Origin of the sequence: Kitasatospora sp. NPDC101155 (genome assembly GCF_044768305.1) — a bacterium.
Classification (GTDB): Bacteria; Actinomycetota; Actinomycetes; order Streptomycetales; family Streptomycetaceae; genus Kitasatospora.
Genome location: NZ_JBIWPN010000040.1, coordinates 1 through 21704, shown reverse-complemented (window position 1 = coordinate 21704; position 21704 = coordinate 1). Strand labels below are relative to the sequence as shown.

Below are 21704 nucleotides of genomic sequence, written 5' to 3'. Positions count from 1 at the left end.
GGCGGATGTGCGCCGGCGGGATCCGCCGGCCCCTACCCCACCGGCCAGGTGTGCACCGGCTCTCCGCCGCGCATGTGCTCGGCGTAGCGCCTGGTCATCGCGGCGAGCGCGGCCGGCCGGTCCATCCCGTACTGCTCGCGCAGCCGGTGGAAGGTCGCGCTCTGCCAGGCCGCGCCGTTGGTGCGGCGCAGACAGCGCTGCTCGATGATCCCCAGGTAGCGGTCCCGGTCGGCCGGCTCCACGCCCCACTCGTCCAGCCCCTGGTAGGCCATCGGCAGCAGTTCGCCCAGCACCAGGTCGACGGCGGAGACCGTCTGCAGCCCGCCGCCGCGGCCCGCCCGACCGGGCCGCGGCCACTGGAACACCGCGTCGATGCCGTACCGGGCGCCCTGGCGGAAGTTCTCTTCCGCTCGCTCGAACGGCAGCCGGCTCCAGACCGGCCGGGGCTGCTCGGCGAGTACCCGCACCAGCCCGTAGTAGAAGGCGGCGTTGGCCAGCGTGTCGGCCACCGTCGGCCCGGCCGGCAGCGCCCGGTTCTCCACCCGCAGGTGCGCCACCCCGCCCGAGACGTCGTAGATCGGCCGGTTCCAGCGGTAGATGGTGCCGTTGTGCAACCGCATCTCGGCGAGCTTGGGCGCGGCGCCGGAGGCCAGCACCTTGAGCGGGTCCTCGTCGTCGCAGATCGGCAGCAGCGCCGGGAAGTAGCGCAGGTTCTCCTCGAACAGGTCGTACGCCGAGTCCACCCAGCGCTCGCCGAACCAGGTGATCGGGCGCACGCCCTGGGCCTTGAGCTCCGCCGAACGGGTGTCACAGGCCTGCTGGAAGAGCACCGGACGGGTCTCGCGCCACAGCTCCCGTCCGAACAGGAACGGGGAGTTGGCGCCGAGCGCGAGCTGTGGCCCGCAGATCGCCTGGGCGGCGTTCCACACCGAGGAGAACCGCTCCGGGGTCACCTGCAGGTGCAGCTGCAGCGAGGTCGCGGCGGCCTCGGCCACCATGGTGACCGATTCCAGTTGGAGGTGCTCGACGCCCTCGATGTCCAGCGCGATGTCCTCGCCCCGGGCGGCCAGGATCTGGTCGCTGAGCAGGCTGTACCGCTGGTTGTGGCTCATCGCGTCCAGCCCGGTGTGGTCGTGCTCCAGGGTCGGCAGGATGCCCACCATGACGATCCGGGCACCGGCCTCGGCCGCCCGCCGGTCGGCGTAGCGCAGCCCGGTGTCGATCTCCTCGCGCAGTTCCTCGAAGACGTGCCCGCAGAGCCGGTGCGGCACGATGTTGACCTCGATGTTGAACTGACCCAGTTCGGTCTGGAAGTCGCTGGAGCCGATCGCGCTCAGCACCTGGGCGTTGCGCATCACCGGCAGGCCCTGCTCGTCGGCCAGGTTGAGCTCGATCTCCAGCCCCACCACCGCCCGCGGCCGGTCGAAGCGGTCCTCGCGCAGCATCCGCCCGAGCGCGTCGAGGCAGGCCTGGAGCTTGAGCCGGTACTGCTGCCGATCCGCCAGATCCGCCCGAGTCGCCACGACCTTCTCGCCCACGGTCCCCTCCTCCTGAGACACCCGGCCGTCCGACCGTGCAAGCATCATGCCCACCTCGAAGATCGATACCCGAATGCTCGTACTGGCTTGCAATGCAAGGCAACTGGCGGAAATTCAGGCCATCTGTAGACTTGCCCGCCACCACGGCCTGTGATAAACAGATCACCCTGCGCATTTGTTCGATGAATTCGAGGAATTCGCACTGCGCTCCGGCCGGTCTTCTCCCGCCCCGAGTCCCTCGTCGACGGCGGCGACCGCGCCGGCTCCGCGATCCTGCACAACCGGACACGGCCAGGCCCCCGTCACCGAAGACGCGCCGTGCCACGCCGGTATGCCGCACTCGCACGCCGATCTCGCTTGGAGAGGCGGACCCCGCCATGACCCTGCAGACCCCCCAGCCCCCGCCGAGCGCCCTGCGCGCGGTCCTGGGCGCGCTCGACTCGGACACCGCGCTGCGCCAGCCCGCCGCCGCAGCACTGCGTCACCCGACCGGACCACTGCTCCCCGCGCATCCGCTCGCGGTGCACGTCCTGGACGGCCCGCACCCCGAGCTCCCCGCCGCCCGCCGGACCGGCTGGCGCTTCCTGATCAAGGACGGCGCCGACGTGACCGCCGCCGCCGAGGTGATCCAGAGCGCGGAGGGCCACACCTTCTCCCACTTCACCGCCGGCCCCTACCTCTCCTCCACCGTCCGGGCGCTGCGCGAGGCCTGGCAGCTCGCCCAGAACGCCCGCTCCCGCTGCCAGCCCCGGCTGCTCACCTTCCCCGGCCAGTACGCGACGGCGCTGTGGCTGCACAGTCCCGACACCGGCCCGGCCGCCGACCTGCTGATCCCGCTCGCCCCGGCCCCGCTCGGCGTCACCGCGCACCGCGCCTACCCGGCCGCCGAGTTGCTGCCGCTGCTCGCCCGTGCTCCGCTCGCCCGACCGCTGCTGCTCGGCTCCTCCTGAGCCCGCGCCGCCCCGTCCGCACCCTGCCGCCGGGCCACCGCCCGGCGGCCCTTCGCCGCGCCCTCCCCGCTCCGTGGCCTCACCCGAACGGCCATCACCCGGCCGGGCCACCCGCAATGGCCCCACCGGGCTATCCCCCGACTGGCCCATCGGTGCAGGATTTCCCTCCGGCCCCACCTGAACGGGTGATCTCTGCACGGGGGTTGTGGTGCATGTCACGAAATCCCTGCGCGCGCGCCCACAGATGCCGACACTGGGAACCAGCGTGGAAGGACCACCTGTCCTACCCACTTGAGCGCCGGTCCACACCTGGTCGGCGTTGCGGACAGGATCCGACTACCGCGGCGGCTCCGGACGGCACCACCTCCGGGACCGCACCACGGGGAGGATCGCAGAGCGAAGCGAGGGTACGCGTATGTGCCAGCACCGTCCTGAGTGCCCGTCGGCCGAGTCCGAGGACCGTGAGGCGGCCGTGCCGGTGGCCTGCCACCCGGAGCAGGGTTGGAGCCTGCTCTGCAACGGCGTCGTGTTGTTCGAGGACACCGGAGAGCTGCTGCCCGACGGCCGGGTGATCGCCCCGCGCCGCCCCGTCGCCCACGCGGCCTGAGACACCACCGGCTGAGACAGCACGGGCCGAGGGCGGACGACCCGACCCGTACGGCCGGAACCGTACGGCCCGGGGCCGCCCGGCGGGGGCAGCCGCCGACCCGACCGTAGAAGACGAACCGTAAGAGACGACCCGACTGGGAACGACAAAGGGCAGGGCCCCGGCAGAAACGTTCTGCCAGGGCCCTGCCCCATGTCCGTCCGCTGAGGATCAGACGCCGTACTCGTCCAGCGGCGGGCAGGAGCAGACCAGGTTGCGGTCGCCGTACGCGCCGTCGATCCGGCTCACCGGCGGCCAGTACTTGTCCGCCGGGTTCACGCCCGCCGGGAAGACCGCCTCCTGCCGCGAGTAGCCGTGCGCCCAGTCGCCGGCCAGGGTGGCGGCGGTGTGCGGGGCGTTGCGCAGCGGGTTGTCCTCGGCCGCCCACTCCCCCGAGCCGACCTTGTCGATCTCGGCCCGGATCTCGATCATCGCGTCGCAGAACCGGTCGATCTCGTGCAGGTCCTCGGACTCGGTCGGCTCGATCATCAGCGTGCCGGCCACCGGGAAGGACATCGTCGGCGCGTGGAAGCCGTAGTCGATCAGGCGCTTGGCGATGTCGTCCACCGTCACGCCCGTCTCCTTGGTCAGCGGGCGCAGGTCGATGATGCACTCGTGCGCGACCAGCCCGCCCGGGCCGGTGTAGAGCACCGGGAAGTGCGGCGCCAGCCGCTTGGCGATGTAGTTGGCGTTCAGCACCGCGACCTGGGTCGCGTGCTTCAGGCCCTCGCCGCCCATCAGCCGGACGTACGCCCAGGAGATCGGCAGGATCGCCGCCGAACCCCACGGCGCGGCCGAGATCGGGCCGACACCGGTGGCCGGGCCGGCCTCCTCCTGCAGCGGGTGGTTGGGCAGGTACGGCGCCAGGTGGGCGCGCACCGCGACCGGGCCGACGCCGGGGCCGCCGCCGCCGTGCGGGATGCAGAAGGTCTTGTGCAGGTTCAGGTGCGAGACGTCCGCGCCGAACTTGCCCGGCTTGGCCAGGCCGACCAGGGCGTTCAGGTTGGCGCCGTCCACGTACACCTGGCCGCCGGCCTCGTGCACCAGGGCGCAGATGTCGGTGATCTGGGTCTCGTACACGCCGTGGGTCGACGGGTAGGTGACCATCAGCACGGAGAGGTTGTCGCGGTGCTGCTCGATCTTGGCCTTCAGGTCCTCGACGTCCACGTCGCCGTCGACCAGGGTCTTCACCACGACCACGCGCATGCCGGCCATCACCGCGGAGGCGGCGTTGGTGCCGTGCGCCGAGGACGGGATCAGGCAGACGTCGCGCTGGGTGTCGCCGTTGGCGTGGTGGTAGGCGCGAACGGCCAGCAGGCCGGCCAGCTCGCCCTGGGAGCCGGCGTTCGGCTGGATCGACACGGCGTCGTAGCCGGTGACCTCGACCAGCTGCTGCTCCAGCTGGCGGATCAGGGTCAGGAAGCCCTCGGCCTGGTCGATCGGCGCGAAGGGGTGCAGCTGCCCGAACTCCGGCCAGGTCACCGCCTCCATCTCGGTGGTCGCGTTGAGCTTCATGGTGCAGGAGCCCAGCGGGATCATGCCGCGGTCCAGCGCGTAGTCCCGGTCCGACAGGCGGCGCAGGTAGCGCAGCATGGCGGTCTCCGAGCGGTGGCTGTGGAAGACCGGGTGGGTCAGGTACTCGTCCTCGCGCAGCAGCGCGGCGGGCAGCGTCTCGGCGGTCTCGGCCACCTCGACGGCGGGGACGCCGAACGCGGCCCAGACGCCGGCCAGGTGCTCGCGGGTGGTGGTCTCGTCGGTGGAGATCGAGATCCGGTCCGCGCCGTCCTGGTGGACGTTGATGCCGTGGGTGCGGGCGGCGGCGGCGATCTCGGCGGCACGGCCCGGGACGACGGCGGTGACGGTGTCGAAGAACTCGCCGTGCAGCAGCTCCACGCCGCCGGCCCGCAGGCCCTCGGCGAGGGCGGCGGCGTAGCGGTGGGTGCGGCGGGCGATGTCGGCCAGGCCGTCCGGACCGTGGTAGACCGCGTACATCGAGGCCATCACGGCGAGCAGCACCTGCGCGGTGCAGATGTTGCTGGTGGCCTTCTCGCGGCGGATGTGCTGCTCGCGGGTCTGCAGCGCCAGGCGGTAGGCGCGGTTGCCGTCGGAGTCGACGGACACGCCGACCAGGCGGCCGGGCAGCGAGCGGGCGTACTCGGCGCGCACCGACAGGTAGCCGGCGTGCGGACCGCCGAAGCCCATCGGCACGCCGAAGCGCTGCGAGGTGCCGCAGGCGATGTCGGCGCCCAGCGAGCCCGGGGACTTCAGCAGGGTCAGCGCCAGCAGGTCGGCGGCAACGGCGACGATCGCGCCCAGCCCGTGCGCCTGCTCGATCACCGGGGCGAGGTCGCGGACCACGCCGGTGGCGCCCGGGTACTGCAGCAGCACGCCGAAGACGCCGCGCTCGACGATCTCGGCCGGGATGCCCTCGGACAGGTCGGCGACGACGACCTCGACACCGGTCGGCACGGCACGGGTGTTGATCACCGCGATGGTCTGCGGCAGGGTCTCGGCGTCGACCAGGAAGACACCGCCCTTGACCTTGGTGACGCGGCGGGCCAGCGCCATCGCCTCGGCGGCCGCGGTGCCCTCGTCCAGCAGCGAGGAGCCGGAGGTGGGCAGACCGGTCAGGTCGGAGACCAGGGTCTGGAAGTTGAGCAGCGCCTCCAGGCGGCCCTGCGAGATCTCCGGCTGGTACGGGGTGTACGCGGTGTACCAGGCCGGGTTCTCCATGACGTTGCGCAGGATCACCGGCGGGGTGAAGGTGCCGTAGTAGCCCAGGCCGATCATCGGCTGGAGCACCTTGTTGCGGTTCGCCAGCTCGCGCAGCTCGGCGAGGACCTGCGCCTCGCTGCGGCCGGCGGGCAGGTCCAGGGCGGTGATGGAGCGGATCGCCTCGGGAACGGCGGTGTCGGCGAGCTCGTCCAGCGAGCCGTAGCCGACGGACGCCAGCATCTTCTCCTGGGCAGCGGCGTCGGGGCCGATGTGGCGGTTCTCGAAGGGGCTGGCCAGCTCAAGCTCGGTGAGGGTCGAGGCGCCGGTGGGGCGTCCCGCGTTCGGCTGGGCGTTCATGGTGGTCGAGGCCTCCTGGTCACGGACCGGCGGGGGCACGCACGCCGACCGGTCGTTCCGCTGCGGACAGCGGATCGCCTGGGCGGACGAACCCGGAAGGCCTCCCCCTCTGTCATCGGGACCTGAGAGCTTCGCCCGCACGTCGCGCTGTCGGCGCTCCGTCGGCTTGCACCGTCGGTGAGGGTGGTGATCGCCGGCTCCCGCGCCGACGCTCCTGCCCTGCTTTCCAGAGTGACCTATCCCGCACGGTACGGATGCCTGAGAGATTCCGGGGAGGAGTTGCTCCTTCGGCGCCCCGACCAGCGTCTTTCGCCGTCGGGGACTCTCCCGAGCGGGCTCGGCAGTCGCCGCCCAGGGTACCAGCGGGAGGCCTGCCGATCACGGGTGTGTCAGGTCACTCCGGGTCTACGCGCGTCCCCCGGATGGCCCAGCGCCGAGCCCGTCCGGCGCACCCCGGTCGCGTCGGTCCGATTCATGCCTTTTGGTGTGAAGTGGCGGCCGGGACGGGTGCTCCGACGGCCGTACCTGCGGGAGTTCCGCAGCCGCAGCGCAGCTGGAGGAAAGAGTGCAGACCGACTTCGACCCCAGAGACCTCATCGGCCACAAGGCCGTCGACCGCAACGGCGACAAGATCGGCACGGTCGACGAGGTGTACCTGGACGACGCCACCGGCCAGCCCGAGTGGGCCGCCGTCCGGACCGGCATCTTCGGCCGGGACGCCTTCGTCCCGCTCACCACGAGCGAGTTCTCCGGCGAGGAACTCCGGGTGCCCTACGACAAGTCGCTGGTCAAGGAGTCCCCGGACTTCGGCGTGGGCCAGCACCTGTCGCCGGCCCAGGAACTCCAGCTGTACCGCTACTACGGCCTCGACACCGCGGCGGCCGGCCAGACCGCCACCGAGGAACCCGGCCGGCCCGTCCAGCCCGACCTCGACTTCGGCACCCCTCCGGCCACCACGACCGCCAAGCCGCTCGACTTCCACTCCGCCGAGCCCGGCCCGACCAACCCCGTCAGTACCGTCACCGTCCCCAGTGCCGTCGGCACCGACACCGCCGCGGAGGCCACCGTGCGGACCCTCACCACCCCCGCACCCGCCGCCGCCACAGCGGCCACCCCTCTCGTCGAGCCGAAGCCGAAACCGCAGCCCACCCCAGCCATGCCCACCCCGACACCCACCACCAGCGCCGCCACCACAGCGACCACCCCCGCCGTCGAGCCGAAGCCGAAACCGCAGCCCACCCCAGCCATGCCCACCCCGACACCCACCGGCAGCGCTGCCACCTCGGCCCCGAGCGCCCCGGTCGAGGTCACCTGCCGCGAGGAGCGGCTGGACATCACCACCGAGTGGCACGCCCTGGGCACCGCGAAGCTGCGCAAGTACGTGACCAGCGAGCAGGTCGAGCGCCGCATCCCGCTGGTCCGCGAGCGGGTCCGGGTCGAGCGCATCCCGGTCAGCGACGCCGAGCGCGCCACCCTCACCGACAAGGAGATCGCCGAGGCGGTCGAGGAGGTCACCCTCCGCGAGGAACACCCCATCATCCGCAAGTACGTCGCCCCGGTCGAGCGGGTCCGCCTGATCGTCGAGCGCTACACCACGGAGGAGGTGGTCCGCGACGAACTCCGCCGCGAGCGCGTCGAATTCCACGACAGCACCACCGCCGACCCCGACCCGACCACCCCCGCGACCAACGGCGCCCGCCCCGACTCCCTGCGCCCCTTCTCCTGACCCGACCCACCCCCCAGGGCCCCGGACCCCGTCCGGGGCCCTCGCCATGCCCCCACCCCGGCCCCAACTCCCCGCGAACGCCGCCCTCCTGCCCTCAACCCCCGGCCCCGCCGCAGGCGACATCCCGCCGCCTTTGCCAAAGCTTAACCACTCGATATTTGACACTCTGAAGTATCTCCCTGCATGGTTACTTCAGTTCATTCACTATGTACGGGAGGAAGCAACCGTGAGTGAGGCACCCCAGCCCACCACCGCGGCCGAGAAGCAGAGCAACGCCCGGGTCCTGCCGGCCCTCATCCTGGCGATGCTGTCGTTCAGCGTGGTGCAGACCGCGGTCGTCCCGATCCTGCCGTCGCTGGCCAAGGAACTGGACGTCTCCGGGTCCAACATCACCTGGCTGATGACCGCCAACCTGCTCTCCGCAGCCGTGCTGACTCCCCTGTTGGGCCGCTTCGGCGACCTCCGGGGCCGTAAGCCCATGCTGCTGATCTCGCTGGCCGGCCTGGTCGCCGGGTCGGCGCTGGCGGTCAGCACCCACTCCTTCAGCTGGCTGATCGTCGCCCGCGTCCTGCAGGGCGCCGGCGGTGGCGTGATGCCGCTGGCGATCAGCATCGTCCGCGACGAGCTGCCCAAGCAGAAGGTGACCGGCGGCGTCGCCGCCATCAGCGCCTCGATGGGCGTCGGCTCCGGCCTCGGCCTGGTGGCGACCGGCCTCCTGCTGGAGCACTGGAACTACAAGTCGATCTTCTGGATGGGCCTGGCCTTCGGCCTGCTCGCGGTGGCCCTGGTCGCCTTCCGCGTCCCGTCCGACCCGGTGACCGACAAGGACGGCGGCGCCGACCCGCTCGGCGCCCTCACCCTGGCCGGCTGGCTCTCCGCCCTGCTGGTCGCGGTCAGCCAGGGCAACCACTGGGGCTGGACCTCCACCAAGACCCTCGGCCTGTTCGCCGTCGCCGCTGTGGTCGCCCTGATCTGGGGGATCATCGAGACCAAGGTCTCGCACCCGCTGGTGGACCTGAAGATGATGTCCCGCCCGGCCGTGGCCTTCACCAACCTGGCCGGCCTGCTCATCGGCTTCGGCATGTACGGCTCGTTCATGGTCATCAGCAACTTCGCCCAGACCCCGGAGAAGCTGGCCCACTACGGCTTCACCGCGACCGTCCTGCACGCCGGCGTGATGCTGCTGCCGTCCGCGATCGGCTCGATGGTGGCCGCCCCTGTCGGCGCCCTGCTGATCGCCCGCCGCGGTCCCCGTCTGCCGCTGGTCCTCGGTGGTGTCCTCGGCGCCGTCGCGATGGCCTACCTGGCCCTGCGGCACAGCCACGAGGGCGACATCTACACCGCCTCGGCGATCTTCGGTCTCGGCATCGGCCTCGCCTTCGCCGCGATGCCGGCCTTCATCAACGGCGCCGTCCCGGTCGAGCAGAGCGGCATCGCCAACGGCATGAACTCCGTGCTGCGCACCGTCGGTGGCGCGATCGGCACGGCCGTGATGACCGCCATCCTGACCGGCGACACCATGAAGCTCCCGATCAAGATCCCGGTGCTGCTGCCCACCCTGGACGCCTACAAGCACGCGTTCTGGACCACGGCCATCGTCTGCATCGTCGCCGGTGCCGTCCCGTTCCTGATCCGCACCGTCAAGCCGGCCGCCACCCCCCTGGGCGGCTCGGCCCCGCAGGACTCCAGCGCCGAGCTGGCCAAGACCGACGCCTGACCAGGCGTCCGGCCCGCGCGCTCAGGGACAGGGCGCGCGGGCCCGGCCTCCGTACGTCGCGAGGGCATCACGACGGTGCGGAGTCCGGCACGGTATGCGGCCCCATCCGGTACTCCTACCGGGTGGGGCCGTTCCGCATCCCGAGGCCCTCAGCCGTCCGGCCCCTCACCGTCCTCCGCGCCCGCCACCCGCCGCAGCGGCAACGGCCGGGCCGGTTCCAGCGCCGGGTCGTCGACCGCGAAGGTCCGTACCCGTCCCGGTTCGCTCCACGGCGTCTCGAACCGCACGGTGACCCTCCCGACGCCGCTGCCCTGCACCCACCCCGGCCCGAACTCGGCGTGGTGGACGTCCTGTCCGGGCATCCAGCGCCGCACCACGACCTCCTCCGGCTCCTCCTCGGCCTCCGCCGCCCGGGCCGCCTCGGTGTGCTCGGCCGCCTCCTCGCGCAGCGCCTGCGCGAACAGGTCCTCCTGGGTGTAGTCGGCCAGTTGGGCCACGCCCACGCCGAGCAGCCGGACCCCGCCGGTGATGTCCACCTGCTCGGCCAGCCGCCGCGCCGTCGTGGTGATCACCGCCTCGTCGTCGGTGGGCCCGCCGAGGGTTTCCGAGCGGGTCAGCGTCGAGAAGTCGAACCGCCGGACCTTGAGCACCACCGTCCGCCCCGAGCGCCCGGCCGCCCGCAGCCGTCGCACGCACCGGGCAGCCAGCGCCTCCACCTCGCGCAGCACCCGGTCCCGGTCGGCCAGGTCCACCTCGTAGGTGTCCTCCACCGAGACCGACTTGGCGTCCTGGTCGGCCACCACCGGCCGCTCGTCCAGCCCTATCGACATGTGGTGGATCCCGGCGCCGTGCGCCCGCCCGAGCAGCGCGACCAGCTCCGCCTCCCCCGCCTCCGCGAGGTCCGACACCGTGGTCAGCCCGGCCCGCCGCAGCACCTGCTCGGTGGCCGGCCCGATGCCGGGCAGCGCCCGCACCGGCATCGGCCCGAGCACGGCCCGCTCCTGCCCGGGCTCGATCAGCACCAGCCCGTCCGGTTTGGCCTGCTCGGAGGCGATCTTCGCCATCAGCTTGGAGCCCGCCGCCCCGACCGAGCCGGTCAGCCCGGTGAGCCGCTGGATGTCCGCCCGCAGGTCCTCCGCCAGGGCGAGCACCAACCGCTCACCGGTGTCATGGTCCGCCTCCGCCAGCACCGGGCCGTACGCACCGGCCTCCAGATCGACGAAGGCCTCGTCCAGGCTCAGCGGCTGCACCAGCGGTGACAGCTCCCGCAGCAGCCCCATCACGATCTCGCTGGTCTGCCGGTACGCCTCGAAGCGCCCGGACAGGAAGGCCGCGTTGGGGCACAGCCGCCGCGCCTGGGCCATCGGCATCGCCGAGTGCACCCCGAACTTGCGCGCCTCGTACGAGGCCGTGGAGACCACCCCGCGCCCGCCGAGCCCGCCGACGATCACCGGTTTGCCGCGCAGGCTGGGCTTGGCCGCCTGCTCCACCGCCGCGAAGAAGGCGTCCATGTCGAGGTGGATGATGCTCGGCAGAGATCGCACCCGCTGATCATCGCGCACGGGTCCGACAGTGTGTACGAACCCGGCCGACGCCCCGCGACCGACGCCCGGCGCCCCGGGGCCGGTGGCCGGGGCCGCCGGCTACTCCTTCGCCGCCTGCGCCAGCGCCTTCGGGATGCCGTCCTCCTTGGGCCCGAGCAGCGCCGGGTCCGGCCGCAACCAGGCGTTCACCGCCGCCTTGCCCGCCCCCGCGATCTCCCGCAGCCCGCCGTACAGCCAGGTGGAGTCGTGCAGCTCCGGCACCCCGACCGCGTACGACCGGATTCCCGCCGCCTCGCACAGCGCCAGCGCCCGCCGGACGTGGAAGTCCTGGCTGACCAGCACCGCGCGGTCCACCCCGAAGATCCGGTGCGCCCTGGTGCAGGAGTCCCAGGTGTTGAAACCGGCGTAGTCGCGGACCACCCGGTCCTGCGGCACTCCGTGCTCGGTCAGGTACCGGTACATCGCGTCCGGCTCGTCGTACGAGACCCGCCCGTTGTCCCCGGTCACCAGGATGGCCTGCACCTTCCCCTCCCGGTACAGGTCCAGCGCCGCCGTCAGCCGGTGCTCCAGGTACGGCGAGGGTTTGCCCTGGTCCAGGCCCGCGCCGAAGACCACCGCCACCGGCGCAGACGGCGCACTCTCGACCGTGCCCACCCGGTCCCCCGCCGCGGTCCACAGCCAGGCGCTCGGCGCGAGCGCCAGCGAGCAGAGCAGCGTCGTCACCTGGAAGACCCTGCGCTGGGTGCGCCGCTCCCGCAGCCGCACCCGCATCCCCGCCGCCCGGCGTCGCAGCAGCCCCGCTATCCCGGTGCCGACCCCCACGTGCCCTCCCTCGATCGTTCCACCGGGCAACACGACGAGGCCGTGGGCCCGAACGGTTCCCCGTTCGGGCCCACGGCCTCGTCGAGATCAGTGGCTCACCACCGGCACGTCAGAACGTGTGCCCCGGAACCGCGTGTCAGACCGCCCGGTTGCGCCGCTGCGCCAGCTCGTCCCCCGGGTCCTGCCCGACGAGCGTCTCGCCGGTGTCGGTGCGCTCCGCGTGCAGCCGACCGAGGGTCAGCTCCAGCTCCTGCCAGACCGCCCCCACCGCGATGCCGAAGACCCCCTGACCACCCTTCAGCAGGTCGACCACCTGCTGCGGCGTGGTGCACTCGTACACCGTCGCACCGTCGCACATCAGCGTCAGCCCGGCCAGGTCGGCCTGGTCGGCGGACTGCAGATGGGCGACGGCCACCCGGATGTTCTGCAGCGAGACGCCGACGTCCAGCAGCCGCTTCACGATCTTGAGCAGCAGGATGTCGCGGAAGCTGTAGAGCCGCTGGCTGGTCGCCGGGTACGCCGTCCGGACGCTGGGCTCCAGCAGTCCGGTGCGGGCCCAGTAGTCCAGCTGGCGGTAGGTGATGCCGGCCGCCGCGCAGGCCGTCGGGCCGCGGAAGCCGATCAGTTCGGATGTCGGGGCCAGCCGCTCGATGGCGGGCTGCCCCGGCTGTACGGCCGGGAACCTGCCCATGCGGGGCAGGTCGGTCACGGTACGGGCGGCGCGGGGCACGTGCACGGCGCACAGGCCTCCCGCGGCCGCGTCATCGCCGGTGCTGCTCATGCCTACCTCCGTCCACTTGTGCTGCGGGCAACCCGACTGCGGGCATCGGCCACCCGGACAGCCACTCCTGACGGTAGGCAGTCCCCTATGACCCGTCAACGATCGCCACGCCGGGCCAGACAAACCACATCACTCAGGAGAGTGGTTTTTCGTGCCCCCAGTGTGGGTAGACGGGCGGTTTTTGGCAAAACGGCGCGCGAAACCACCGACCGGACCGTCCGCGCTACTGCGGACCGCTGCCCCCGAAGTCCTCGGGCGACACCTGGTCGAGGAACTCGCGGAACTTCTCGACCTCGTCCTCCTGCTCGTCCGGAATCGCGATGCCCGCCTCGGCGAGCACTTCCTCGCTCCCGTAGATCGGCGTGCCGGTGCGCAGGGCTAGCGCTATGGCGTCGGACGGCCGGGCACTCACCTCGACCCCGCCGGCGAACACCAGCTCGGCGTAGAACACGCCCTCCCGCAGGTCGGTGATCCGGACCTCGGTGAGCTGCTGACCGAGCGCTTCCAGGACGTCCTTGAACAGGTCGTGCGTCAGCGGGCGCACCGGAGTCATGCCCTGCTGGGCGAAGGCGATCGCGGTCGCCTCGCCGGGGCCGATCCAGATCGGCAGGTAGCGATCTCCCCCGACCTCCCGCAGCAGCACGATCGGCTGGTTGGAAGGCATCTCCACTCGGACACCCACGACGTCGAGCTCATTCACACAGGCAACCCTATGGCTCCGACCCCGGATATGAAAGCGCAGGACCGACGCCGCTGGTCAGCGCGGTGCACCCGACGGGCGGAGGACTCTTCGGACGCTACGGACGGGTCCGCAAACCGGCCTGGACCATGGCCGCGTGCAGCCGTACGGACAGCGTCGCGAGTTCCCGCGCGGTGGCCTCCGCGTGCGCCCGGGTCTGCGGGTTCCGGTGCCGCCGCAGAGGCGCCACCACCTGCTCCACCAACGCGATCTCGCGTTCCGCCGCCGCCTTCATGGCTCTCAGGTGCCGCGGCTCCAGCCCGTACCGGCCGAGCTCCGCGACCAGCCGGGCCACCTGCAACGCCTCGCCGTCGTACCCGCCGTCCGGGCCCGGCGTGACCAGCCCGTAGGACTCCCACTCGACGAGTTCCCGTTCCCCGGCCTCGGCTGCGGCCAGCAGCTCGGCGCGCCCCAGCCGGACCCCGAACGGAACGTCGGCGGAGGACACCAACTCGCGGTCGGCCTCCTCCATCGGCCCGGGCCGGGCCTCGGTGGCCGGCGGAAGCGCGGGCGGGGCCTCGCCGCGCTCGATCGCGTCCAGGTGTTCGCGGATCACCCGCAGCGGCAGGTAGTGGTCGCGCTGCATCCGCAGCACGTAGGCCAGCCGCTCGACGTCGGCCGGGCTGAACTTGCGGTACCCCGAGGGAGTGCGCTGCGGCTCCACCAGTCCCTCCGCCTCCAGGAAGCGGATCTTGGAGATGGTCACCTCGGGGAAGTCGTCGCGCAGGAAGGCCAGCACCGCGCCGATGCTCAGCAGATCGTCACCGCCGCGCCGCCGCCCGGCCGGCCGGTCCGGCCGGAGCGGCTGCCTGGGGCCCGCGACCACCCCGCGCCCGACCCGGTCCAGCTGCGGACCGGACGACGACGCGGGGTTGGCCGCCCCGAGAGAAGAAGGGGAATCGCTGCTCACTCGGGCTCCTGCCGACGTTGGTTTCAGTACCCCCGGTGGTGGCCGGCGAAGAACACCAGCCGGTACTTGCCGATCTGCACCTCGTCGCCGTTGTTCAGCGACACCTCGTCGATCCGCTCCCGGTTGACGTAAGTGCCGTTCAGGCTGCCCACGTCCGCGACGCTGAAGCCGACCGGGGTGCGGCGGAACTCCACGTGGCGGCGCGAGACCGTCACGTCGTCCAGGAAGATGTCGCCCTGCGGGTGACGTCCTGCCGTGGTGACGTCCGAGTCCAGCAGGAACCGGCTGCCCGAGTTCGGGCCGCGCTGCACGATCAGCAGGGCCGAGCCCGGCGGCAGCGCGTCGATCGCCTGCAGCACCTCGGCCGACAGGGCCGGCGTGGTGCCGGTGCCGGTCGTGGTGGTGGGATCGTAGGACTCCAGACCGGAGATCGAGATGGTCGAGGTGGTCTCTGCCGCCCCCTCGGGCAGCAGGCCGCCGCGCAGTGCGGTGCCGCAGTTGGAACAGAAGCGGGCCGCGGCCGGGTTCTGGTTACCACACCTGGGACACGGAGTAGGGCCAGCCATGTTCACAGCCTCCTGGCGCGGCACACCCGACGGGTTGTGCCCGGCGTACGGGTCCGGGGCAAACCCTCCACCAGAGGTTGAGGGTGCTGACGGGAAACCTATGCGCGGGTCGCCGGAGGGGTCAACCGACGCGCCGTAGCCCGCCTGATTTCCCGCGAACTGGGCGGCGCCGCCGTCCCGGTAGAGCTGCTGTCCGGTGTACGGCGCGGCCTCGGGGGCGGAGCGCATGCCCGGCACTACGGGCTCGTCCTCCGGCCGACGGTGCCGAGCGGTGGGCGCCTCGACGGCGGCCGCGTCACGGCCCTTGTTGCGACCGAACAACTTCGAGAAGAAACTCACGGGCGAATCCCCTTGCGTGTGACAGACCCGCCCGCGGGGCAGGGTGAGAACCTCGGACAGGCTGCGGGCCCGGTTGCGGCTCGGGCCTGCTGGAGTGGTACTCCGACGGTTGGTGCTGCGATTGGTGCTACGGAGCGTACTGGTGCGAACCAGTCTCTCCCACGCGGCGGCGGCGCCCCGCAGCGGGTGCCGCCCGGCCGTGACGGGCCGTTCGTCGGACGCCCCGTCACTTCGAAGCCGGCTTGGCGTACTGCGGCGTCTTCGGATCCACGAGGGCGTCCACGACCACCTTCTGCTGCTGGGTGATCGTCGCCCGCGCCTGGTGGCTCTCCAGCGTACGGACGACACCACCCGGGATGTTCAGCGCGGGAGTCAGATCCTGCGGGTTCCCCACGACGGTGAACCGATAGGGCGGCGCGACCTTCTTGCCATCGATCTGCACCCCGCCGCCCGACAGGTCGGTGAAGTAGGTGTTGACCACCACGCGCACATCGTTGATCTGAATCGCCTCCGCCCCCGCCGCTCGAAGTTCCTGCAGGGTGTCCAGCAGCATATCTGCCTTCACCTGCCCTTGGGGATCATCGACCGTGAGTACGATGCCCGGACCAGTGGCTTTGACCGTACCGGCCAGCACCCCCAGTTCCGTCATCTTCTTCCTGGTCTGCTCCTGGGCCTCCTTGGCCTGGTTGGAGCTGTTCTCCAACTTGGCCAGGGACTGCTCGAGCTCCGCCTTCTCCTGTTGGAGACGCTGCTGACGGCTGTCCAGTTCGTCGAGGATCCGGACCAGGTCCTCCTGCCGGGCCCCGCGCAACTGGTTGTGGTGGTCGTTGGTCGAGCGCACCTGGATCGCCAGCGCCAGGCCGAGCGAGAACAGCAGCAGCGCCACCACCAGCTGCCCGCGCGACAGCCGCGGCGGCCACAGCGCCGCCTTCAGCCGCCGCCGACCGGCGGTCCGGTCCCCTGCGGAGGGCTGCTCGGCTTCGGCGGTCCCGGCCGGCTCGGCGGGCTCGGACTCAGTGGGCTCCGACCCTGCCTCGACCTCTGGCTCGACCTTCGGCTCGGGCTTCGGCTGGGCCGTCGGCTCGGGCTTCGGGTCACGCTCGGGCTCCGCCTTCGACGTCCCGGCAGCGGACTCCGGCTCCGGCGCCTTCGTCAGCGATACCACCGGCTCCGGCTCCGGCTCCGCCACGGCGCCCTCAAGCTCAGCCTCAGCGTCAGACTTCTCCGCCTCCGGCTCCGCTCCCGCCTCCGCATGTTCGACCGCAGCGGTCTCCTCCGGCACCTCCGGCCCGGGCGCCTCGACAGCCTTCCCGGCCGTTTTCTCCTCCGCCGCCTCGCGGCCCGGCTCAGGCACGGAAGACATGACGCCGGATCGCGGCCGCGTTGGAGAAGATGCGGATGCCCAGGACGACGACCACTCCCGTGGACAGCTGCGAGCCGACGCCCAGCTGGTCACCGAGGAAGACGATCAGCGCTGCGACCACCACGTTCGACAGGAACGAGACGATGAACACCTTGTCGTTGAAGATCCCGTCCAGCATCGCCCGGACGCCGCCGAACACCGCGTCCAGCGCCGCCACCACCGCGATCGGCAGGTACGGCACGACGGCGTCCGGCACCTCGGGTTGGACGAAGAGGCCGACGACCACCCCGATCACGAGACCCAGTACGGCAATCACGGTCTAGCTGCTCCTGTCCCTGTCGTGGTCTTGGTGGATCCGCTGGTCGGACGCCGCTTCGGGGTCGGACCACCGCTGCGTGCGGATGGTGAAACGGACGCGCCGGGGCTCTCCGAGGTTCCGGAACCGCCCGAAGGAGTGCCGCTCGGGCCGGCCGACGACGTGGCCGACGGGGTCGTCGTGGGCGTGGGCTCGGGCGTGACCGGTTGGGCGGTCCGCAGCGTCACCCCCACCGCCGCCGGCAGCGTCAGGCTCTTCTGCGCGGAAAGCGTCGACTTGATGCCGTACTTCTCCTGGAGCAGCCGCAGGTACTGCCCGGCCATGTCGCTCTCGAAGGCGGAGAGGAGCTTGGGCCCGTCCCCGATCGCCTGGATGTTGTACGGCGGGACCAGCGGCCGGTTGTCCACCAGCACCGCCTCACCAGCGGCGCGGATCGCGGACAGCGCGGTCAGCCGCTGGTCGTTGATCGAGACCGCTTCCGCTCCGGACCCCCACAGACCGTTCACCACCAGCTGCAGGTCGCGGTCGCGCAGCCGCCCGCTGTTGGAGAAGCCCTGCCCGGCCCGCGGGTCGACGTTTCCCCCGCTCCCCGTTCCCGGGGCGTCCTCCAGGACCAGCTTCACTCCCGGCCCGATGACCTCTCCCAGGCCCACCGTGCCGGTCAGACCACCCGCGTCGCCGTCCCCCGAGGGGAGCGCCTGTTGCTGCGTCTCCTCGACCTTGCGCCGCAGGTCCTGGACCTGCTTCTGCAGGTTGTCGGCCGACCCGTTGCTGTCATTGATCCGGTGGATCAGCGCGTCCCGCTCCTTGGCGAGCGAAGGCTCCGCCTTGTGCGCGTTCACCGCTCCGATCGTCACCACGCCCCCGACCAGCGCCAGTCCGGCGCCCAGCGTGAGCAGACCCCGCAGGGTCCGGGGTATCCGGCTGTCGTGCTCGCCGCCCCGCGCGGCGGCCGCCTCGGCGTAGCCCTCGTCCAGGCTGTGGTCCATCACGTTCGTCAGCAGCGACATCGAGGCGTCCGGACGGTTGTACCGTCCGTTCGGGGCACTCGGCGTCGGCGTCGCTGGCATGCGGACCATCGTCCCATGAACGCGAGGGACCCCGTGCACGGCCCCTGAACTGCACACACGTTGCACACACCCAGGGAAAGTGACGGACCGCTCCGAATGACGCGAAAACGGACAGCGGGGCGTGCGAACCAGTCCGCACGCCCCGCCGATCAGGGCATTCGTACGCTCAGGCCGTCACCGCCCCGCGCCGTCGACCACCGCCGCCCACTCGTCGAGCAGAGCCTCGGTGGCCTCGTCGTCCGGTCCCTCGGCCCACAGGTGGGTGACCGCCTCGGCCGGGTCCGGCAGCACCAGCGTCCAGCGCCCGTCCGCCTCGACCACCCGGACGCCGTCCGTGGTGTCCAACCGCCGGCTTCCGGCCGCCTCCACCACCGAGCGCATGACCATGCCCTTGGCCGCCCACGGCGTCGCGATGTCCCGGCGCCGGATGTGCGCCTGCGGGATCCGCGCGTCGATCTGGCTCAGCGTGAGCTGGGTCCGGGCCACCAGGCCGACCAAGCGGACGAAGGCGGCGGCGCCGTCCAGCACCCCGCTGAACTCGGGCACCACGAAGCCACCGCGCCCGTCCCCGCCGAACACCGTGCCCTCGGCGGAGGCCGCCTTCGCGAGGTCGTCCGGCGTCGTCGTGGTCCAGATGACCTGGGTGCCGTGGTAGGCGGCGACCTGCTCGGCGATCCGGGTCGTGGTCACCGGCAGCGCCACCTGCCCACTGCGGCGCTCGGCCGCGACCAGGTCCAGCAGCACCAGCAGCGCCCGGTCGTCGTCGATCACCCGGCCCAGCTCGTCGACGAAGGCGACGCGCTCACCGACCGGGTCGAAGCGGACACCGAAGGCCGCCCGTGAGGAGGCCACCAACTCACCGAGCCTGGCCAGCCCGGCCCGCCGCGTCTCCGCGTCCTCGGTCGGCCGCGCCTCGTCCAGCCCGCTGGAGACGGTGAGCGCCTCCACCCCGAGCCGGCCGAGGATGCTCGGCAGAACCAGCCCCGCGCTGCCGTGCGCGGTGTCCACGACCACCTTCAGCCCGGCCTCCCGGACCCCGGTGGTGTCCACCGTCCGCAGCAGGTTGCCCGCGTAGGAGTCGAAGACGCTGGACGGGAAGGTCAGGTCCCCGATCTCGCCGGGGAAGGCCCGCCGGTACTCCTGGCGCGCGTAGACGCGGTCGAGCTTGCGCTGTCCCGCCTGCGAGAGGTCCGCGCCGCGCTCGTCGAAGAACAGGATGTCCAGCGAGTCCGGCACTCCGGGTGTGGTCCGCAGGAAGATCCCGCCCGCGCTCCCCCGCGCCGTGTGCTGCCGGGCCACCGGCATCGGCACGTTCTCCAGGTCTCGGACGTCGATCGCGCTCGTCTGCAGCGCCGAGATCATCGCCCGTTTGAGCGCACGCGCACCTCGCGAATGGTCACGCGCAATGGTGACAGTGGCACCCTTCTTCAACGTCGTGGCGTACGCGCCGGCCAGCCGTACGGCCAGCTCGGGGGTGATCTCGACGTTCAGGATCCCCGAGACGCCGCGGAGACCGAAGAGGTGCTCCTGACCGCGGGACTCCCAGATCACCGAGGTGTTGACGACGGCCCCGGCCTCGATCGTCTTGAACGGGTAGACCCTGACGTTCGCCGCGATGATCGACTCCTCGCCGACCAGGCACTCGTCCCCGATCACCGCGCCGTCCTCGATCCGCGCGGCCCGCATCACATCGGTGTTCTTGCCCACCACGCAGCCGCGCAGATTGCTCTGCGGGCCGACGTACACGTTGTCGTGCACCACCGCCTTGTGCAGGAAGGCCCCGCGCTTGACCACCACGTTGCTGCCCAGCACGGTGTGCTCGCGGATCTCCACACCGGCCTCGACCTTGGCGTAGTCGCCGATGTACAGCGGCCCGCGCAGGACGGCCTCGGGGTCGACCTCCGCCCCCTCGGCCACCCAGACGCCCGGCGAGATCTCGAAGCCGTCGATCTCGACGTCGACCTTGCCCTCCAGGACGTCCGCCTGGGCCTTGCCGTAGCTCTCGTGGGTGCCCACGTCCTCCCAGTAGCCCTCGGCGACGTAGCCGTAGACCCGCTTGCCCTCCTTCAACAGCTGCGGGAAGACGTCGCTCGACCAGTCGACGGACTCCCCCGCCGCGACGTAGTCGAAGACCTCGGGTTCCATCACGTAGATACCGGTGTTCACCGTGTCGGAGAAGACCTGCCCCCAGGTCGGCTTCTCCAGGAAGCGTTCGACCCGCCCGTCGTCGTCCGTGATCGTGATACCGAACTCCAGAGGATTCGGCACCCTGGTGAGACAGACGGTGACCAGAGCGTTCTTGCTGCGGTGAAAGTCGATCAATTCGGAGAGATTGAAGTCGGTCAACGCGTCACCGGAGATCACCAGAAAGGAGTCGTCCTTGAGCGCGTCCTCGGCGTTCTTGACACTCCCCGCAGTGCCTAGTGGCGTCTCCTCATGGGCATACGTGAGATGCATCCCCAGTTCCTCACCGTCACCGAAGTAGTTCTTGACCAGTGACGCCAGGAACTGGACGGTGACCACGGTGTCGGAGAGGCCGTGCCGCTTCAGCAGCCGAAGCACGTGCTCCATGATCGGCATATTGGCGACCGGAAGCAGCGGCTTCGGCATGCTGGAGGTCATCGGGCGGAGTCGGGTGCCCTCGCCCCCTGCCATGACAACGGCTTTCATTACGGGTGCGTCCTCCTTCGCGGTGGTGGACCTGCAGGTCCATCAAACCGTTCCAGAGGGTTCTCTACCCGGAAGGTATCGTCCGACGCACCGGTACAGCGTGGGACTTCTCTCAGATCACGTCTCAGGCTGTGGACGCCGAGGTCGCCGAAGCGGCCTTGACGATCTGCCGCGCCTGCACCGCGTAAAGAATGGCGGACCACCAGTAGAGCGTGGTTCCCCACCAGATGAAGGCCCAGCTCACCACCTCGGCCGGCCGCGCGATCCAGCTGTGCACGTTGCCGAGCAACAGAAGCGGAAACGCGTACATCAGATTGAAGGTCGCGGCTTTCCCGAGGAAACTCACCTGCAGCGGCCCGTAACCGTGCTTGTTCAGAATGGGCAACAGCGAGGCGATGAACAGTTCCCGGGCCAGCAGAATCGCCGTCACCCACCACGGCAGAATCTCACGCCAGGTCAATCCGACCAGCGTGGACAGCACATAGAGCCGGTCAGCCAGCGGGTCCAGCAGCTGCCCCACCCGACTGATCTGCCCCCACCGCCTGGCGAGCTTTCCGTCCAGGTAGTCGCTGACTCCGCTCAGCGCCAGGATCAACAGCGCCCAACCGTCATTGTTGGGCCCGCCGAAGGCCGGCCACAGGATGAGCCAGAGAAAAAGCGGAACACCGACCAGCCGGCCCATGCTCAGCAGGTTGGGGATGGTGAGGACGCGATCGGTCTGGACCCGCGTCTCCTGGACCTCCACCTGGGGGCCTCCTGTCCCATGTAACGACAATGCACGTTGACCTTACAACAGAAAAGCCCCCGTCCGGTTCACCCGGCGGGGGCTTCTCTCGAAGAATTGTTCGGCGGCGTCCTACTCTCCCACAGGGTCCCCCCTGCAGTACCATCGGCGCTGTGAGGCTTAGCTTCCGGGTTCGGAATGTAACCGGGCG

At 71.1% G+C, this 21704-nt stretch carries 17 protein-coding genes, 1 rRNA gene, 1 pseudogene and 1 riboswitch; of the genes and pseudogenes, 5 read left to right on the top strand and 14 right to left on the bottom strand.

The window, feature by feature from the left end; genetic code table 11:
• Positions 1 to 32: 32 nt before the first annotated feature.
• Positions 33 to 1538, bottom strand: coding sequence for a glutamate--cysteine ligase (locus ACIRYZ_RS36060; protein ID WP_402952467.1), 1506 nt, complete (start codon positions 1536 to 1538; stop codon positions 33 to 35).
• A 377-nt stretch (positions 1539 to 1915) separates the two neighbouring features.
• Here ACIRYZ_RS36060 and ACIRYZ_RS36055 point away from each other — a divergent pair, with 377 nt between their 5' ends.
• Both ACIRYZ_RS36055 and ACIRYZ_RS36050 read left to right on the top strand, forming a co-directional pair.
• Positions 1916 to 2488, top strand: coding sequence for a hypothetical protein (locus ACIRYZ_RS36055; protein ID WP_402952465.1), 573 nt, complete (start codon positions 1916 to 1918; stop codon positions 2486 to 2488).
• Positions 2489 to 2903: 415 nt separating this feature from the next.
• On the top strand, positions 2904 to 3095 hold the full coding sequence (locus ACIRYZ_RS36050) for a DUF5999 family protein (protein ID WP_380613480.1): 192 nt from the start codon (positions 2904 to 2906) through the stop codon (positions 3093 to 3095).
• A gap of 210 nt (positions 3096 to 3305) precedes the next feature.
• Here ACIRYZ_RS36050 and gcvP read toward each other — a convergent pair whose 3' ends face one another.
• Positions 3306 to 6206: an aminomethyl-transferring glycine dehydrogenase gene (gene gcvP / locus ACIRYZ_RS36045; RefSeq protein WP_402952463.1), complete on the bottom strand. Its 2901-nt coding sequence runs from the start codon at positions 6204 to 6206 to the stop codon at positions 3306 to 3308.
• 236 nt (positions 6207 to 6442) lie between these two features.
• Positions 6443 to 6546: riboswitch (glycine riboswitch) on the bottom strand.
• 225 nt (positions 6547 to 6771) lie between these two features.
• Here gcvP and ACIRYZ_RS36040 point away from each other — a divergent pair.
• From ACIRYZ_RS36040 to ACIRYZ_RS36030, 3 genes and pseudogenes are all read left to right on the top strand, one after another.
• A pseudogene (locus tag ACIRYZ_RS36040) lies at positions 6772 to 7146 on the top strand (PRC-barrel domain-containing protein); the annotation flags it as partial.
• Between the two features lie 216 nt (positions 7147 to 7362).
• Positions 7363 to 7932 (top strand): YsnF/AvaK domain-containing protein, encoded by a 570-nt coding sequence (locus tag ACIRYZ_RS36035; RefSeq protein ID WP_402952551.1) that lies wholly within the window; start codon positions 7363 to 7365, stop codon positions 7930 to 7932.
• A 226-nt stretch (positions 7933 to 8158) separates the two neighbouring features.
• Positions 8159 to 9649, top strand: coding sequence for an MFS transporter (locus ACIRYZ_RS36030; protein WP_402952462.1), 1491 nt, complete (start codon positions 8159 to 8161; stop codon positions 9647 to 9649).
• A gap of 149 nt (positions 9650 to 9798) precedes the next feature.
• Here the strand turns inward: ACIRYZ_RS36030 and ACIRYZ_RS36025 are convergent, their stop codons facing one another.
• The 12 genes from ACIRYZ_RS36025 to rrf all read right to left on the bottom strand — a co-directional run.
• Positions 9799 to 11193 (bottom strand): DNA polymerase IV, encoded by a 1395-nt coding sequence (locus ACIRYZ_RS36025; RefSeq protein WP_402952460.1) that lies wholly within the window; start codon positions 11191 to 11193, stop codon positions 9799 to 9801.
• 99 nt (positions 11194 to 11292) lie between these two features.
• Complete coding sequence (locus ACIRYZ_RS36020; RefSeq protein ID WP_402952549.1) at positions 11293 to 11964, bottom strand: vancomycin high temperature exclusion protein; 672 nt, start codon at positions 11962 to 11964, stop codon at positions 11293 to 11295.
• 187 nt (positions 11965 to 12151) lie between these two features.
• Complete coding sequence (locus tag ACIRYZ_RS36015) at positions 12152 to 12796, bottom strand: MerR family transcriptional regulator (RefSeq protein WP_402952459.1); 645 nt, start codon at positions 12794 to 12796, stop codon at positions 12152 to 12154.
• A 223-nt stretch (positions 12797 to 13019) separates the two neighbouring features.
• On the bottom strand, positions 13020 to 13496 hold the full coding sequence (locus ACIRYZ_RS36010) for a bifunctional nuclease family protein (RefSeq protein WP_030303568.1): 477 nt from the start codon (positions 13494 to 13496) through the stop codon (positions 13020 to 13022).
• 97 nt (positions 13497 to 13593) lie between these two features.
• The gene (locus tag ACIRYZ_RS36005; RefSeq protein ID WP_393030428.1) at positions 13594 to 14289 is read right to left on the bottom strand and encodes a MerR family transcriptional regulator; all 696 of its coding nucleotides are present in this window, start codon (positions 14287 to 14289) and stop codon (positions 13594 to 13596) included.
• A 179-nt stretch (positions 14290 to 14468) separates the two neighbouring features.
• Entirely contained in the window at positions 14469 to 15350 is an 882-nt protein-coding gene (locus ACIRYZ_RS36000; protein WP_402952457.1) for an FHA domain-containing protein, read from the bottom strand.
• Positions 15351 to 15576: 226 nt separating this feature from the next.
• Positions 15577 to 16632, bottom strand: a complete 1056-nt coding sequence (locus ACIRYZ_RS35995; protein WP_402952455.1) for a DUF881 domain-containing protein — start codon at positions 16630 to 16632, stop codon at positions 15577 to 15579.
• Positions 16633 to 16696: 64 nt separating this feature from the next.
• Positions 16697 to 17029: a small basic family protein gene (locus ACIRYZ_RS35990; protein ID WP_030062488.1), complete on the bottom strand. Its 333-nt coding sequence runs from the start codon at positions 17027 to 17029 to the stop codon at positions 16697 to 16699.
• Positions 17026 to 18099 carry a DUF881 domain-containing protein gene (locus ACIRYZ_RS35985; RefSeq protein ID WP_402952454.1) on the bottom strand — a complete coding sequence of 358 codons (1074 nt, stop codon included), beginning with the start codon at positions 18097 to 18099 and terminating at the stop codon, positions 17026 to 17028. Before ACIRYZ_RS35985 ends, ACIRYZ_RS35990 begins: the two co-directional genes overlap by 4 nt.
• A gap of 174 nt (positions 18100 to 18273) precedes the next feature.
• Positions 18274 to 20769 carry a sugar phosphate nucleotidyltransferase gene (locus ACIRYZ_RS35980; RefSeq protein ID WP_402952452.1) on the bottom strand — a complete coding sequence of 832 codons (2496 nt, stop codon included), beginning with the start codon at positions 20767 to 20769 and terminating at the stop codon, positions 18274 to 18276.
• Positions 20770 to 20893: 124 nt separating this feature from the next.
• Positions 20894 to 21514 carry a CDP-diacylglycerol--glycerol-3-phosphate 3-phosphatidyltransferase gene (gene pgsA / locus ACIRYZ_RS35975; protein WP_393030183.1) on the bottom strand — a complete coding sequence of 207 codons (621 nt, stop codon included), beginning with the start codon at positions 21512 to 21514 and terminating at the stop codon, positions 20894 to 20896.
• A gap of 98 nt (positions 21515 to 21612) precedes the next feature.
• Positions 21613 to 21704: ribosomal RNA gene (gene rrf / locus ACIRYZ_RS35970) — 5S ribosomal RNA — on the bottom strand; the annotation flags it as partial.